Annotated in this window: 15 protein-coding genes and 1 pseudogene; 7 read left to right on the top strand and 9 right to left on the bottom strand. The window is 59.5% G+C overall.

Features of this window, described 5'->3' with window-relative positions:
* Positions 1-45: 45 nt before the first annotated feature.
* Positions 46-630 (top strand): isoprenylcysteine carboxylmethyltransferase family protein, encoded by a 585-nt coding sequence (locus MESS4_RS09980; RefSeq protein WP_157385548.1) that lies wholly within the window; start codon positions 46-48, stop codon positions 628-630.
* A 58-nt stretch (positions 631-688) separates the two neighbouring features.
* On the opposite strand, the gene MESS4_RS09975 is transcribed toward MESS4_RS09980, so the two are convergent.
* The 5 genes and pseudogenes from MESS4_RS09975 to MESS4_RS34470 form a co-directional block, all read right to left on the bottom strand.
* A complete protein-coding gene (locus MESS4_RS09975; RefSeq protein ID WP_036241022.1) occupies positions 689-1,372 on the bottom strand; it encodes a transporter in 684 nt (227 codons plus the stop codon).
* Between the two features lie 233 nt (positions 1,373-1,605).
* Positions 1,606-2,496 (bottom strand): cation diffusion facilitator family transporter, encoded by an 891-nt coding sequence (locus MESS4_RS09970; protein ID WP_006329573.1) that lies wholly within the window; start codon positions 2,494-2,496, stop codon positions 1,606-1,608.
* A 36-nt stretch (positions 2,497-2,532) separates the two neighbouring features.
* Positions 2,533-3,264: a cytochrome c biogenesis protein CcdA gene (locus MESS4_RS09965; RefSeq protein ID WP_006329572.1), complete on the bottom strand. Its 732-nt coding sequence runs from the start codon at positions 3,262-3,264 to the stop codon at positions 2,533-2,535.
* 71 nt (positions 3,265-3,335) lie between these two features.
* On the bottom strand, positions 3,336-6,083 hold the full coding sequence (locus MESS4_RS09960; RefSeq protein ID WP_006329571.1) for a heavy metal translocating P-type ATPase: 2,748 nt from the start codon (positions 6,081-6,083) through the stop codon (positions 3,336-3,338).
* Positions 6,084-6,294: 211 nt separating this feature from the next.
* Positions 6,295-6,471, bottom strand: a pseudogene (locus MESS4_RS34470) (penicillin-binding protein 2); the annotation flags it as partial.
* Positions 6,472-6,589: 118 nt separating this feature from the next.
* Here MESS4_RS34470 and MESS4_RS09955 point away from each other — a divergent pair.
* Complete coding sequence (locus tag MESS4_RS09955; protein ID WP_244441101.1) at positions 6,590-7,717, top strand: cell wall hydrolase; 1,128 nt, start codon at positions 6,590-6,592, stop codon at positions 7,715-7,717.
* Positions 7,718-7,937: 220 nt separating this feature from the next.
* Here MESS4_RS09955 and MESS4_RS32020 read toward each other — a convergent pair whose 3' ends face one another.
* From MESS4_RS32020 to MESS4_RS09940, 3 genes are all read right to left on the bottom strand, one after another.
* Positions 7,938-8,207, bottom strand: coding sequence for a zf-TFIIB domain-containing protein (locus MESS4_RS32020; protein WP_081609681.1), 270 nt, complete (start codon positions 8,205-8,207; stop codon positions 7,938-7,940).
* Positions 8,208-8,608: 401 nt separating this feature from the next.
* Entirely contained in the window at positions 8,609-9,193 is a 585-nt protein-coding gene (locus MESS4_RS09945) for a DUF922 domain-containing protein (RefSeq protein WP_006329554.1), read from the bottom strand.
* Between the two features lie 44 nt (positions 9,194-9,237).
* Complete coding sequence (locus tag MESS4_RS09940; RefSeq protein ID WP_006329552.1) at positions 9,238-10,167, bottom strand: YihY/virulence factor BrkB family protein; 930 nt, start codon at positions 10,165-10,167, stop codon at positions 9,238-9,240.
* 276 nt (positions 10,168-10,443) lie between these two features.
* On the opposite strand from MESS4_RS09940, the gene MESS4_RS09935 reads away from it, so the two are divergent.
* From MESS4_RS09935 to MESS4_RS09915, 5 genes are all read left to right on the top strand, one after another.
* Positions 10,444-11,619, top strand: a complete 1,176-nt coding sequence (locus MESS4_RS09935) for a hypothetical protein (RefSeq protein WP_006329551.1) — start codon at positions 10,444-10,446, stop codon at positions 11,617-11,619.
* A gap of 64 nt (positions 11,620-11,683) precedes the next feature.
* The gene (locus tag MESS4_RS09930) at positions 11,684-12,343 is read left to right on the top strand and encodes a TerD family protein (RefSeq protein WP_006329549.1); all 660 of its coding nucleotides are present in this window, start codon (positions 11,684-11,686) and stop codon (positions 12,341-12,343) included.
* Positions 12,344-12,386: 43 nt separating this feature from the next.
* On the top strand, positions 12,387-13,436 hold the full coding sequence (locus MESS4_RS09925; RefSeq protein ID WP_244441100.1) for a hypothetical protein: 1,050 nt from the start codon (positions 12,387-12,389) through the stop codon (positions 13,434-13,436).
* Positions 13,437-13,449: 13 nt separating this feature from the next.
* Positions 13,450-14,196, top strand: coding sequence for a VWA domain-containing protein (locus MESS4_RS09920; RefSeq protein WP_006329545.1), 747 nt, complete (start codon positions 13,450-13,452; stop codon positions 14,194-14,196).
* Positions 14,197-14,328: 132 nt separating this feature from the next.
* Positions 14,329-14,502 (top strand): hypothetical protein, encoded by a 174-nt coding sequence (locus MESS4_RS09915; protein WP_244441099.1) that lies wholly within the window; start codon positions 14,329-14,331, stop codon positions 14,500-14,502.
* A gap of 414 nt (positions 14,503-14,916) precedes the next feature.
* Here MESS4_RS09915 and MESS4_RS34200 read toward each other — a convergent pair.
* Positions 14,917-15,314: hypothetical protein (locus tag MESS4_RS34200; protein ID WP_210161682.1), on the bottom strand; the 398-nt coding region annotated here is incomplete at its 5' end.

The following is a 15,314-nucleotide window of genomic DNA, read 5'->3' as shown; positions in this document are numbered from 1 at the left end:
GGAACTCCATAAAAAATCATGCTTGCTCTGTCATCGATACAAAAATTGCGAAAGACCGTTCTTGCGATCACGGCAGTCCCGCTAGCGATCTTCTTGCTCTTTACCCACTCGCTCGCTGAGACGGGGAGCCTGCCGCACATCGGGGTCGAGCTTATCGGCTGGGCTGCCATTGTAATCTGCATCATCGGGCGCTCATGGTGCTCGCTCTACGTCGGCGGACGCAAGAGCGAAGTCCTGGTGCGCCACGGCCCCTACTCCGTCGTGCGCAATCCGCTCTACGCGTTCTCGATCCTCGGTTCGGTTGGCATCGGTCTGGCAAGCGGTAGCCTCGTCCTCGGCCTTGCGATTGGACTGATCGTCTTCATTGTGTTTGCCGCTGTGGTTCGGCGTGAGGAGCGGTACCTTCTGGGAAAACTGGGGGACGACTACCAGCTTTATCTTTTGCAGGTGCCCCGATGGATTCCGCATCCATCGCTTTGGCGCGACGCCAGCACAGTCACGGTGTCGCCGGTTCTTATCGTCACAACGTTTTTTGATGCCATGTGGTTCGCTCTCGCCATCCCAGTCTTCGAAGTGCTTGAAAGACTACAGAATCTGGGAATAGTGCCCGTCCTGGCACTGCTTCCCTAGGACAGCGGCCGGTGGCTGATCGATCGGAGCCACACGCATTGGGGAATAGAGGGATGACCTATCCCATGGCGCTTTCAAGCAACAGCAGGAGCAGGAAACCGACGAAGAACATGGCCGCGACCCAAGGTCGGTCTGGAGCCTCATGCGCCTCGACCAGCAACTCTTCCGTCACGAGGTAAAGCAGCGCTATCAATCCGAAGGCGAAGAACCCGGTGAGATAAGGGCCGGGCAGAGATGCAACCGGCATCGCTACAAGTGCCCCGACCGGCAGCAGCAGCACGAGGCCAGCGGTGAGACCAACCACCCGGCCGGGCTTCATCGACTCGCCGAGTTCCGCCGCCACGGTCAGGCCGAGAAAGAGCACTTCGATCGTAAGCGCGATCGTCAGCAGCAGGCCGACTTTCTCGCCGGCGGCAAATCCGAGCCCAAGCACCAGTCCGTCGATCAGGATGTCGACGCCGATAATCGTTGTGAGACCGAGCGGCCCCTGCATGCGTTCCTCGAAGCTCTTGAGCAAAAGCATCACGATCACACCGATCGTGCCTCCGACAGCAACCGGCACCACCGACCCTGCATGCTTGAGGTCAGGCAAGATTTCGCCCGCTGCCGCGGCAAAGACCACGCCTGCCGCGAAATGCTGGATTGCGCTGACGACTATCGGCCCCGGACGGCGATAGGCTGCGATCGCCGCGCCTATGATCGCGGCGCTGACAGGAATGAGCGTATAGATCAGGGTGGTCATTCCCAGCGATTGCATAGCCGGCTCGTCTTTGCGGTTTTCTCCAGTATAGATTAGGACTTTCGGTTTTGCAGCGATGTCGTCTGGTATCGACGTTTTGATACGACAATCGGCCGATCGCCCAAGTCCAGGAAATTGCCGATGCAGCCGAGGGGGGCGATCACTGAAGCCGGTCGCAGCAGCGCCCGGTTGAAGGCGTGCCGACGTGTCATGGTCGATTTCGACCGCGAAACAGCTCAGATCACCGGTACTCGGCCCAGATGCATGGCCTTTTGCTCCGGCTCCACATGAATCGTGACGACGGCATCGGTTATCTCAGCCTCTATCGCGCTTTCCAGTCGGTCACAAATTTCATGTGAGGTGGCCACGCTCATGGTCCCCGGCACAACGAGGTGGAATTCGATAAAAGTCATTCGGCCGGCATGCCTTGTACGGAGATCATGCGCCTCCAAAGCTCCTGCGGCTTCCTTGGAGATCATGTCACGGATTCGGGCGAGTACCTCATTTGGGGCTGCCTCATCCATCAGCCCGCCAACGGATTCACGCATGAGTTTCCAGCCAGACCAGAGAATATTCAACGCGACAAGGGCCGCGAGAGCGGAGTCGAGCATCAACCAACCTGTGATAGCCACAAGAGCCACGCCGACAAGCACGCCCGCGGATGTGATAACGTCCGTCAAAAGGTGCCGGCCATCCGCAACCAAGGCGTGCGAGCGCCAACGTCGGCCATAACGGAAAAGTGCAAAGCACCAGCCAGCGTTGATAGTGCTTGCCAAGGCGTTGACCGCCAGACCCTCGATGGGCGCGTCCAGCGGCTTTGGATCTAAATAGCCGAAATAGGCTGCTCGCATGATCAAAAGCGCCGCGACGATAATTAGAACACCTTCGAAGACCGCTGAAAGGTATTCGATCTTGTGGTGCCCGAATGGGTGATTTGCGTCTGGCGGAACAGCACTCAATTTTACAGCATAAAAAGCCACAATCGCGGTGGCGACATTGACAATACTTTCCAGGGCATCCGAATAAAGGGCTACGCTTCCGGTGAGCAGATATGCGGCATATTTCACTCCAAAAACAATAATTCCGACAACTATGCTTACAGCGGCAAGCTTCACGGCTCTATCCATGGGCTCACTCCAAAACCGAGAAATGCAGGAAATCCCTTACCCGATTGACCCTAGGCCAGGAAATCGCTCAAGCAGCCAATACGCGATCATCTGGAGCTGGCCGGTCATCATCAGCAGGCCCATGACGATCATCACGCCGCCGGCTGCGACGTTGAGGACATGCCCGGCATATCGAAGTCGCTTCAGCGTCGCCGCCATGTTGGCGAACAACACCGCTGCGAGCAGAAATGGCACGCCCAGACCCAGACCATAAGCTGCGAGGAGGATTGCGCCACTGCCCGCCGAGAGCGCCGAGACGGTCAGGATGGAACCAAGAACGGGGCCTATACAGGGCGTCCAGCCAAATGCGAAGGCAAGACCGAGCACATAGGCGCTGCCCGGCCCCGAGACCGAATTCGGGCCCAGCGATCGAAATTCCTGCATGAGGACCGGAATTCTGATCAGGCCAGTCATCAACAATCCAAACATGATGACCAATGCCCCACCGACCAGATTCGCTTCGGCGCTGTAGCGGATAAACAAACCGCCCAGTGCCTGCGCGCCAAGGCCGAGAAGCACGAAGACAGTCGTAAATCCCGCCACGAACCACAGCGCCGGCCATGTCACGCGAAGGCGGTCGATCATGCGGGTGGATGACGGGTCGACCCCATTCGATACGAACGAGAGATATCCGGGGACAAGAGGAAGGACGCATGGCGAAACGAACGAAATCGCACCGGCCAGTGCGGCGGTTGCCAACCCTATAGCCGAGACCTCGATCGCTACCACTTCTCAGCTCGGCCCGAATTCGCGGTTGCTTGCCGCGCGGGCTCCCAATGTACTGCGGGTCTCCGATGCGATCACTTCAGCCCACGCCAGCCCAGGAGCCTCATTGCGTTCGCCGTGACAATGACCGTCGCCCCGGTGTCGGCCAGAATCGCCGGCCAAAGGCCGGTTATCCCCATGACTGTGGTGACCAGGAACACCGCCTTTAGCCCGAGCGAAATTGTGATGTTCTGCATGATGTTGCTCATGGTCGCCCGCGACAGCGCTATCATGTTGGCGACATCCTTGACCCGGCCGTGCAGAACGGCGGCGTCAGCGGTCTCCAGCGCGACATCGGTTCCGCCGCCCATGGCGATGCCGACATTGGCGGCGGCGAGCGCCGGCGCATCATTGATGCCGTCACCCACCTTGCCTACGATATGTCCGGTCTTCTGCAATTCGCCGACGATGCGCAGCTTGTCCTCCGGCAGCAGCTCGGCCCTGGGTTCGAGACCGAGACTCTTGGCGATGGCAGCGGCGGTACGCTTGTTGTCGCCGGTCAGCATCACAGCAGTGACGTCGAGGCGTTTCAGCGCTTCAATACCCTCCTTGGCGTCCTCGCGCGGCTCGTCGCGCATGGCGATGACGCCGGCGACCACCTTGCCTGCAAGCAGCACCGAGACACTCTTGCCTTCGTCATTGAGCTTGGCGATGCGATCCCGCAGATCCTGCGTGAGCGCGCAGCGCTTTTCTGCCGCCTTGGGCGAACCAAGGAAAAGTTCAACGCCGCCCACTTTTCCGACGATGCCCTCGCCGCCTATGGCCCTTGCCTCGCTGGCTGAAGTGGGATTGATGTCCCTCTTTCTGGCTTCATCCAAAATGGCCACGGCGAGCGGATGGCTGGATCCGATCTCCAAATCGGCCGCCAGTGCCAACGTCTCGGCTTCGGTCCGCCCGACCGCAACGATATCGGTGACCTTGGGCTTGCCTTCGGTGAGCGTGCCGGTTTTGTCGAACGCAACCTTGGTGATCTTGCCAAGGGTCTCCAGAACCGCCCCGCCCTTCATCAGCAATCCCCTGCGGGCACCGGCCGAAAGGCTCGCCGCGATGGCGGCCGGGGTAGAGATGACCAGCGCACAAGGACAACCGATCAGGAGGATGGCGAGGCCCTTGTAGATCCACTCGTTCCAGACGCCGCCAAAGACGAGCGGCGGGACGATCGCCACCAGCGCCGCGACGATCATGACGGCGGGCGTATAGTAGGTTGAAAAGCGGTCGATGAACCGCTCGGTCGGCGCTTTCGATTCTTGTGCCTTCTCGACCAGTTGGATAATGCGCGCGATCGTGTTGTCCGCGGCAGCCGCGGTTACCTTGACGCGTATCGGCGCATCCTGGTTGATCGTGCCGGCAAAAACCTGATCTTCGGGAATCTTCCGTTTCGGCACGGACTCGCCCGTCATTGGGGATTCGTCGATCGAGCTTTCGCCGGAGATGATCGTGCCGTCGGCAGGAACGCGGTCGCCGGGGCGCACCAGTATGGTTGAGCCGACGGCAAGGCTCTCTGCTGGCACTTCCAATGTTTTTCCGTCGACCTCCAGCAGCGCGGTCTTCGGCACCAACGTCGCAAGCGCCTTGATGCTGGCACGGGCGCGGCCAGCGGCCACCCCTTCGAGCATTTCTCCAACCAGGAAGAGGAAAACGACAGCAGCGGCTTCCTCGCTGGCATTGATGATGACGGCGCCGACGGCGGCGATCGTCATCAGCGTTTCGATGGTGAACGGCGACCCGTTGAGAGCGGCCATGATCGCGCGCCGCGCGATCGGGATAAGTCCCACCGCCATGGCGGCGATGAACGCCCATGGCGCGGTTTCCGGAACAAGCTTGGCCAGGACGAACGCCGCGGCGAGCGCGAGACCGCACAGGATCGTCAGCCGCACCTTCGAGGTTTTCCACCACGGACCCTCTTCACTTCCGTGATCGTGGCCATGAAGGCCAGCCACCGCGCCGTCCTGGGCATCGGCCTTCTTGCCATTGTCGTGACTCGAATGGTCGTGATCCGAATGGTCATGGCCAAGATGATCGTGATCCAGGTCAGTGGAGTTTGCGGGATCGCTCCTGAGCGCCGCGCCGCCAACAGCTTTTGCCTGCCCTAACGCAATTGGGGCGACCTTGTAGCCCAAGCTTTCAACGCGCTTGGCAAGCTTTTCCATATCCGCTTTCGACGAATGATCGACGGTCATGGTTCCGGCGGTCACCGAAACCGAAACATCCTGGACGCCTTCAACCCGCCTCGCCGCGGTGTCGATTTTCTTCGCGCAGGCGGCGCAATCCATGCCCGCTACCCGGTACCGGCTTTGCAAGGTCGTGTTTGCGTTCGCTGCAATCAGGCCGGCCGCATTTGCCCGCTGCTCCAGCGTTTTGCCATGCGACGCATGATCATGGTCGGCATGATCATGATCCGAATGGTCGTGGCCTGAATGGTCGTGGCCTGAATGGTCGTGATCAGCGTGATCGTGATCCGAATGATCATCGCCAGCATGATCGTGATGGTGATCGGGGTTGGTGCAGCTTGCGTCTTCGCTCTTCGGCGCCGCGCCGGCAGTTGCCTTCACCTGCGCCAAGGCGAGCGGGGCGACCTTGTAGCCCAGGCTCTCCACGCGCTTGGCGAGTTTTTCCATATCCGCTTTCGGCGAGTGGTCGATGGTCATGGTTCCAGCTGTAACTGAAACCGCGACGTCTGCGACGCCGTCAATGCGCCGTGCAGCCGTATCAATTTTCTTCGCGCAGGCCGCGCAATCCATGCCCGCTACCCGGTAACGGCTTTTGAGAACAGCTTCATTCATCGCATTACGCCTTCCGAATGCTCTTGCGTTTCCTAGTCAACGCGACGCTAATTCCTCTAGCAACTAGAGGAGCAAGCGTTTTTTTCGGCTGTCCCCCATAACTTGGCTGCCTTCGCGGGCTCGTGGGCAAGTCGCCTTGGGATCGGCAATCCAACGTCAGCCCCGAATTCGGCATGAGCGATCCACACTCCAGCGTTGGTACGATCTTTCCCTCTTGTTCAAAGTCTGGCGTTACCTCCAACAAAGCCGCCGACCTTCGGATGATGGCACCAACGGTTGGAGCTGCGTTTGAACCAGCGGTTGCTCCGGCTTTGCCTTCCTCTACCCGCGGCTCATCAATAATCACCAGCACGACATATCGCGGCGCATCGATCGGAAACGCCGCTACACGCAGAGGCCGCGACCCCGTCAGGCTGGCGGCGTTAACCTGGTATCAAGGTTAACAATTCATTTTTGCCGAACCAAGGTACAGATTTTCGGGGGTAAGCGTGCAACCTAGTCGCCGCTTGAGGCTGCTGACATTGCTTTGTCTGGCGTGCTTTCCGCTTGCATTGATCGCCGGCGGGCTGTCCACCCTATTCGCCGTACCGTCCCTTGCCGCGCTGCAGGGTTTGCCGGATTCGAAAGTGGATGGCAGAGGCGCCCCGGGATGGGTCTTCCGCCTCGGCAATTGGACAAACACCCATCGGGTGGATCTTCCAGTTCCGATTATTCTGCGCAGGATTGTCGCGGACACGAGGGTATCACGATCGGTCGGGTTTCGCGTCGAAACGGCAAGATTGAGAGAATCTTTGGATGAGGCCAGCATTGGCCGCGACGACAAGCAGCCACGAATTCCAAATGCGGTCGCGGACCCGCCAATCAAGACGATCTCCGCGAATCTTGTTCCGATTTGGCAGAGTGTAGCTCTCCGGCCGGGCCTGGATGCGGAGGCCCTTTCAACGCCCCTTGGTGGTAGCGGCGAGATGGCCATAGCCGCCATATTTCATAGCAAGAAGGATGATCGCTACGCCGGCGTGCCGGCCAAATTGGCTGAACTGGTTACCAACGACCAGGCTGACATCCTTGCGACCGCCTATGCCCCGACAGACCCGCTTCACGAGGCAACCTCGCCATTTGACAGCCTGCTGAAAGAGGCCAATGACGGGGGCGGCCGCTTCATTCCGCCGCTTGCAAAGGGTGATCATGATTGGATGAGGCGGCCTCTCCCGGCAAGCGTGTTCTCGAAGACAGAACAGCGTTGCCTCGCGACGGCGGTCTATTTCGAAGCGAGGGGCGAAAGCGCCAAGGGGCAGGCTGCGGTTGCGCAGGTGATCCTCAATAGGGTACGCAATCCCGCATACCCGAATACTGTCTGCAAAGTCGTCTACCAAAACGACGATTGGTTCAATCGCTGCCAGTTTTCCTTCGCCTGCGACGGCATTCCGGACCGGATAACGGATAAAGCCGCCTATGCTCTGGCCGCAGACGTCGCCATGGCCGTCGCCGCCGGGAAAATCTTCCTTCCGGACGTCGCCTCGTCGACGCACTATTACGCATCATATGTGAATCCGGGCTGGGCTCGCGCGATGGAGAAGATGACCCAGATAGGCTCACATCTCTTCTATCGAACCTACGGGGGAGGCTTGAGTTAGGGCGAAGGAGCGGCCCCCGCAACACGCCATCGCCGTTGAAGCGGCGGCGAATACCTTGGCGCCACCCTTTGCACACCGGCGAAATTCCGGCTCGACGAAACCTCGCCGGACATCAGCACAGCCGTTATCGGTACGCGATTTTGTCCCACAATGGCCTTCGATCTTTGCCAGCGACGTGCGGCAACCATTCCGGTTTTGGGGCGAGCAGTTGGAGAAGCTGTCAAAAGTCGAAAAGCTCCCCCAGAAGGGACTTCTTTTTTCTTCCGCGATACGAGTAGGTGTCACGATGCTCGCCGTGACCTGTGGATTGTTCGCGACCGGGCGGCTCGCCAGAATCTTGTGCCTGCATCTCGTTCGTGGCGGAACGTTCGATTATCTTGTCGAGTTCGCCTCTGTCCAACCATACGCCGCGGCATTTGGGGCAATAGTCGATCTCGATACCCTGACGCTCTGACATGACGAGTTCTGCATCATCGATTGGACATTTCATCTTTAAATCCTGATACGTGTTCTAGCCCGCTGCGGCGGATATGGTACCGTTCGCCAACTCGTTCAACCGACGCGCCCGATTTTCACGGCACTCACTCCCTCTATCGTGGAGTTTCGTGCCGTTCGCTCTTCATCAGCGCGTCACCTTCCGCGCGTTGGTCCTTCGACCACCAGGCGCGTCCCCATCGCGCCTCGTCAGCGAATTCACCGCCCAGCTTTACGATGAGAGGAACGCATATCGCCCAGCTTCATCGAAAGCGAGCCGCTCTGCGCGTGTGTAAATTGCCACAGCCGACACCATCTGCGCTGCCCGTCACCATCACGGTCGCGCCGATGTCGGCGAGGATCGCCGGCCAGAGCACGTGCATTCTCTAGCGACCAAAGGGATTGTCAGACCTCGGCTCATTCGAGAGCAAACGGCTTGGCGTCGGCGTCATGCTGGTCCTGAGCTTTCTCTGCCGTCTCGACGATCTGCCTGGCAGCGTCGTTGAGCGATTCCTCAAGGGCATTGCATGGACCGGCCGCTTTGACGCCATGTGCTATCTGGTTGATCTTTTCGGCCGCATCCACAGCGATGGTTTTGTGGCCATCTTCATGGGCCTTTAGCTCCTGAAAGTAGCTATTCCAGACGGTGCGCACACTTTCGTCCGCGCGCGCTTCATCGACCCAGGTGGGCAGCATGACGCTCAGCTTGAGGGTAATCTCGCCGGACGTGACATGGCAGGAGTTGTCCGCTACCGCAAACTTGAACTTCCAGGCCAGATCGTCATTCACCTCGCCTTCGATAATGCCATCGCCGTCCTTTCTGGCAACGCGGTGCATGTCCTCATGGATCGCTTCACGGCTCAGGCCGCGCAGTTCGTAGGTTGACTGCGTAACCTCCACTTTCACATCAGCCGACGCCGGCGCGGCACACACAAGGATGGCAATGCCGCTTAACTTGACGGCGCGTCCGGTCAGGTTGCGGTTTGAGAATGGGCTATTCAAAGTCGTGCTCCTTTGTGTTGCTGCGCTCCGTGTGCTTCCAATGGCTAGCCACTTTGACTCACAGCGAACGCGCGCGCCAACCGCCTGATCCTAATCACCCGATTGATCTCGCCGCCAAATATCAGAACCAACGCAGAAAGATAAAGAAAGTACAACGCGGCAATGAGGCCCGCCAGCCCTGCATAATAGCTCGCATAATTGGCGAAACGGGCCAGATATAAGGAAAATGCTGCTGCTAATCCCATCCACACCAAAACGGTAAAGAGGACTCCCGGCCAAAGGCTGGAAAATCGGGTCCGACGTGCCGGCAGGAAGATATGTGCCGCGAACAAGGCGGATGTCAGAATTGCCGCCGCGGACGGATAGCGCACCAAATCGAGCGTTAGCAAGGCCGGCTGGAAGCCGGACAATAGCCGGTGCGCTGCTGTGCCAACAAGGGAGCCCATCACCAGGAGGTACGCGACAACCACAAAGACCAGCGCACCGCCAATTACCACCACGACTTGCAGCGCAAAGATCGCCAAGGTCGGTCGATGCTCCTTGATGTCGTAGGCGCGATTCAATCCCACACGAACGCTGTCGACGCCGCCAACGGCAAACCAGATAGTCAGCAGGACACCGATACTTGCCACTCCGCCGCGTCTTACCGCCAAGACCGCGCGAACCTCTTCGATCAACGTGTCCACCAAGGGAGCTGGAACAATTTGGATCAGAAATTCGATAAGGCGATTAGCCATGCTCGGATCGCCTATGAAGGCCGTAAGCGAACTGACGAAAATGAGAAACGGAAACATTGCAAGTACCGCGCGGAACGCGATGTTTCCGGCGAGCGGCAACGCCTCGTCATCCCAGAGCCGGAGCAGGGCCTCACGAAGCACCGCCCAGATGGCAAGCCAGCCGGACCCGCCGACCAAGTCCGACGGCTGATCGCTGAGTATGCCTGAACGCTTATGATCGGCCGAACTGTCAGGCATGGCATCTCTCGTCCTAGGGCCGTCGACGCGCGGTTGTCGATCATTTCGCCCACAGGGGGCCATCGTTGGTTCCAAGCAATAGCGCTTTGATCCGGATGGTGCCAAGTGAGGCTTTTGTAAATGCGGTGGGGCAGGAAGGAAACCGTTTTTGTCCTGCGTCGGCCTTTCTCGCTCGACTGCCAAGCGCGCCTGCGAATTGCGATTTAGATGCTATAGCGATAAGAGAGATCCCTCCCACGTTCGCAAGCAATGTATCTTGGAGGAGGATCTTCATTCATGAAACCGACAACCATCGACTCACCTCCCAACCTTCTCACAGGCGAGCCCCTGCAAGGGAGCCTTCCCGCGATACCGATGAATACGGGCGCCATCGTGCTCAGCCCGGCGCAGGTGCCGGAAGCGGAGAAGGCTCTGGCCACACTGGATTTTCCCGCCATGCAGTCAGGCGACGTCATCAAGATCGGCCTGGAGGCCGAGCGGGCGCTGCAGCGGACGCTCGACGGATTCCTCTCGCGGCTCGACAAAAACAGCGCGGCCGCCGTATTCGCACTATTCGGCCGCCTCGAACAGGGCGTCGAGGATGCTGATCTCCCGGAAATTCTCGACAAATTGCAGAACGGCGAAAAGCCCGGTTTCATAGGCTCGCTGCTGGGAAAGTTTCGCGGCAAGCAGCCAGACGAGGTCGCGGCGGCATTTCTCGCGGAAATCGGCGACCTCATCACCGGGCGAACAAAGACGCTCGCCGACCGGATGATGAAGCTCGAAGGCGAACTTTCCAGCGAAATGCAGAAGCTGTTCGGCGAGTTGCAGGCACTCGATGCACTAAAGCAGAGCTATGGCGACCATTTCAGCGATTTCACCGTGGCCGCGGCTGTCGCCCGCGCTTTCCTGGACAAGGCGCGCGCCTATGTCGCCGACGAGGAGGCGCGGCTCAATCCAGCCGATCCTGTGGCGCAGACCAGGATGATGGAATTCAAGGACAGGCTCCTGCTGCTCGAGAGCCGCGCGCTGGCGCTGGAAGGCACCTACACGCGGCTGCCGGCCGACCAGTTGGTAATCCAGCAGATCGAACAGGCCGGAATAGCGACCTTGCAGGAAACCGCCACCACGGTAGCGTCGCGGTTCGCGTCGATCAAAATGACGCTGCTGTCGATCCATGGCGCGTTCGCGGTGAAGAGTGTGCAGCAACTGGCCGGCCGCCAGGCCAAGCTCGACAAGCAGCTGACCGAGATGCGCGGCCGCGCCCTGAAGGACGTCGCCGTCACCGCCGCGCAGGCGCCGGGGGACAACCGCCTCGCTCAGGCGCAGCAGATCGAGCAGATCATTGCCACCACCAACGAGATCCACGGTCTCGTCGCGGCGGCGCGGAAGTCGACCGAGGAAAAGTTCGAGCTGGCGCGACAGAAATTCGCAGCCGCACGTCAGGAACTCGCGACCCTCTCGTCGCGCTAAACTGCGTCCATCGGCTTCCTTGCCTCAACCATGCAAGTAGTCAGATCAAAGGAATTTCACCAGCATGCTGACCCTCTCCCTTGAAAAGCCCGGCACCGAGACGCCAAAGCTCAGACTTTCCCTCAACAAGGGAGCGCAGTTCACCGTCAAGGTCGAGTGGATATGCGATGCCGACCACGCCGATGATGTCGACGTCCATGCGCTCGAGGCGCGCAATGACGGGAACGGCGCGAAGGTGACGGATCTTGCCAGCGTGCTGTCAACCTACAACACCACGCGGATGAACCCGAAGGGCGGCGCCTTGCCGTCAAACCCCGACGGATCGTTCCAGACGCCCAACGGCGGGCTCTTCCACAGTGGCGACAAGAGAGTGCAAAACAACACCGAGTCCATCGTTATTGACGGCTCCAAGCTGTCGGCGGGGATCAACGAGATACCGATCTTCGTCACGGTGCATGAAGCCGAACATGGAGGCAGCCACGAGACCGAACAGGGCGCCGAAGAGGAGGAGGAAGCGGCGTTCGGCGACATCGACGTCTGCACCATCACGCTGTCGGACGACACCGGCAAGCAACTCGGCGCTTACAAGCTGTCGGACGAATTCAAGGAATTCAATGTCGTCCAGCTGGGCAGCATATTGCTCGGCCCCAATGGCTGGGAATATGCGGCCGTCGGCCGTGGCTTCAACGGCACCTTCAACGACGTTCTCGCGCATTTCTCTTGAGACAGCGATGCCCCAGAACAAGACCCCTCCCTCACGTGGTTCCATGCTGGTCGATGACCAGGGGAGGCTTCGCCCCACCGTGATCATTCCGCCAGCCGCGCGGGCACGGACCCTAAAGGCCAAGGCAGCCGAAGCTGCCCAACACGACGCTCCCGCCGGGTCGACCGTGGTAGCGCCCGCCGGCGCCCGCGACCGAACCCGCAGCGCGAATGCGGCGGAGCCTGAAACGCCCGTGCGGACGCCGCCGGTGGCCAGGCCGACGGCGATTCCCGGTGTGGAACGCAAGCGGATCGCTGTCGGGCTTTCCGACATCGGGAAACTGTCGCCACTGGCAAAACCTGCCGTGCTGGAACAGGCGCTTCGGCTGATCCAGTCCTTCGTGGTGGAAAGCGCGCGGGACAGGCAGGCGGTGCTTTGGGGCCATCACCTCCAGCTGGACTACAGCGATCTGGTGTCGCGCACGCTCGAACTCTCGCAGGCCGATGTGCTCAAGAAGGCGACGGGCTATATCGGCCGCATGACCGATATCCTCGGCTCGATCGACATTGAGGCCGTCTGCGGCGCCCCTTCGAGGGCGGGAATTTTCGGCGAGTACTTCAAGAAGACGAACAGCAGGATCGATACGGCCGGCGAGCTTGAAACGGCGCGCATCGAGCTCGACCAGTTGGTAAGGCTGATGGGCGAGGCACTTGAACAGCTCTTGTCATTCAAGGAGACGCTGGAGCAGCATGCCCGTCGGATCGAGGGCATTGGGGACGAGGCCGAAGCCTCGGCACTGGCGGCGTCTTTCCTGTCGGATCACCTACGCGCAATCCGGCCGCCGCTCTCGCAACGGTTCCTGGAGCGCGGCATGAGCCTGACACAGACCGTGGCGCAGATCCGTAGCGGCGCATCGATGCGCGAGGTGCAGATTGAGCAGCCGCTGCGGCTCATTGAGGCGATCCAGAATGTGGCGCTCGTCACAGTTCCCGGATTCTTGGGAAGCATCGCGGCGCTGACCACGATGCTCGACAGCAACCGCAAGCTGACGCCGACCGAAGCCGGCGAACTTGCTTATCAGCTTCGGAACATCCTGCAGCAACTCAAAGAGTGAGGACCGATCGGCCATGGCACTGCAACTCAACCTCAATAAGTCGGCGAAAACGCTGCGTCTTTCTCTCGACAAGGCGGGGGTCGCGGCGGACATCAAAGCCGAATTGATCTTCGACATGGATGTCTCCGGGTCTTTCGAGCACGAGCACGAGGAAGGCACCACGAGCAAGCTCGTCGCACGGCTGGTGCCCTACGGCATGGTGCTCGACCCCGACGGAAAGGTGGATGTCTTCAGCTTCAGCAACGGCAAGGCGCACGTCCACCATGTCGGGACTGTGACGCCGGACGATTGCGAGAACTACATCGTCCGAAACGTGATCGACAAGGTGCCTGGCTGGAAGGGCGGGACCACCTACAGCTATGTGCTGGAGCGTAATCTCCAACACTTCGGCTGGCTGCCGGGCGAGGAGACGGGAGGCTTCCTTAGCCGGTTCTTTGGAATTTCCAGGGAGGCGCCGGTTTTGGAAAAGAAGCGGTCAGTCGTCATCTTCGTCACCGACGGCGATAACGACCCTTCCGACGAAGATCGGACCATGCGTGTTCTGGAAGAATCCGAGAAGCGCGGCGACCAGGTGTATTTTCTGTTCATGGGAGCCTGCGAGCACACCGTCGAATTCAAATTCCTCGACACCATCGCAAAGCGTTTTAAGAACACCGGCGTCGTGATCGTGAGAGATCTCGACAGCTTCGTGGACCTTTCCGACGAGGAACTGAACGCGCAGCTTCTTGGATCCGAATTGCTGCAATGGCTCCGATCCTGACGGCCGCGTATCGGGCGTCAAGTTAGAGCCAGTTCGACTCACAAATGCGGCTCCCCGCGAAATGCGAGAAGCCGCATAGAATTCAACCTGTCAAAGCTACTTCTTGGCCGCCCCACTCTTGTCGCGGTGGCCGTGCTGATCGAGATCGCCAGGCTCGTGGCCGGGATGATCGTGGTGTTCGCCGGCGACTTCCTTCTGACCAGCCTTGTCGCGGTGGCCGTGCTGATCGAGATCGCCAGGCTTGTGGCCGGGATGATCGTGATGTTGGCCAGGTTTTTCCTGCGGCATTGTTTCCTCCTTGGTTGACGTGCTCGTACCTTTAAGCAGCCCAAAGCAACGCACGATTTCGTCCTTTGTTCCTCGCCTGGACACAAGCGGTCGAAGTCGCAGACCTCGCACGGACTGTTCGCAAGCCGATCTGTGGATTAAGAAGAACGGCGTATAAGCCGCAGTCCTGCGCGCGTCCGCAACGACGGACGATTGTCGCGCGTAGGATGGAGGAAATTCGCCCCCGCCGCAGACAGTGAACGGGACAGGGAGCGTCAGCATAGCGCCGGCCGCAGGACGGGACGCGGGACCGACTGTCCCCGTCCGTGGTGGTCCGCATGTTGCGCCAGGATGGGGGCCGAACGACCGGTCGCGCGTGGTTACGATTCTCGATAGCCAGCCGCCGATCGGCGACGATGCTCTGCCCTTCGCCGGCTTGGCTTTTGACAATGCTCATCCTGTTAAGTTGAATTGCTCTTCATCGGGCAAGCACCAACGGATCTCGCCACCTGTCACCCAATATGCCGGAGGTCCGTCACGCAGCCGCCAAAGCCAAACTCTGCGTGCCGATAGCTGTCGATTGCCAACGAATTGATTTATTTTTATTTTCAATGCCTTGTGGCGTACCATAGCGTAGTTTCGGATGCGTCTGGATAGGCCTGAATCATTCCCACTCGATTGTTCTGAAGCATCATAACGCATTGATCCATCGAGGAAAATTTTTCCGCTGACGACGAAGAACCGTATCCCGGATCCGTCAGAAATTCTCGCTCTTGAATTCAAAGGAGAATTTCGGCGATCCGCGATTTGCTCGGTTTCAAAGACTATCGATATAGGTTGGTCTATTTTCG

The organism is Mesorhizobium sp. STM 4661, assembly GCF_000359125.1.
Classification (GTDB): Bacteria; Pseudomonadota; Alphaproteobacteria; order Rhizobiales; family Rhizobiaceae; genus Mesorhizobium.
This window is presented reverse-complemented; position numbering and strand designations above follow the sequence as displayed.

Excerpts from the sequence above, each read along its gene's own strand:
- MESS4_RS09975 (WP_036241022.1), bottom strand. The coding sequence starts at position 1,372 with ATGACCACCCTGATCTATACGCTCATTCCTGTCAGCGCCGCGATCATA.
- MESS4_RS09970 (WP_006329573.1), bottom strand. The coding sequence starts at position 2,496 with ATGGATAGAGCCGTGAAGCTTGCCGCTGTAAGCATAGTTGTCGGAATT.
- MESS4_RS09960 (WP_006329571.1), bottom strand. The coding sequence starts at position 6,083 with ATGAATGAAGCTGTTCTCAAAAGCCGTTACCGGGTAGCGGGCATGGAT.
- MESS4_RS32020 (WP_081609681.1), bottom strand. The coding sequence starts at position 8,207 with ATGAAATGTCCAATCGATGATGCAGAACTCGTCATGTCAGAGCGTCAG.
- MESS4_RS09940 (WP_006329552.1), bottom strand. The coding sequence starts at position 10,167 with ATGCCTGACAGTTCGGCCGATCATAAGCGTTCAGGCATACTCAGCGAT.
- MESS4_RS09935 (WP_006329551.1), top strand. The coding sequence starts at position 10,444 with ATGAAACCGACAACCATCGACTCACCTCCCAACCTTCTCACAGGCGAG.
- MESS4_RS09930 (WP_006329549.1), top strand. The coding sequence starts at position 11,684 with ATGCTGACCCTCTCCCTTGAAAAGCCCGGCACCGAGACGCCAAAGCTC.
- MESS4_RS09925 (WP_244441100.1), top strand. The coding sequence starts at position 12,387 with ATGCTGGTCGATGACCAGGGGAGGCTTCGCCCCACCGTGATCATTCCG.
- MESS4_RS09920 (WP_006329545.1), top strand. The coding sequence starts at position 13,450 with ATGGCACTGCAACTCAACCTCAATAAGTCGGCGAAAACGCTGCGTCTT.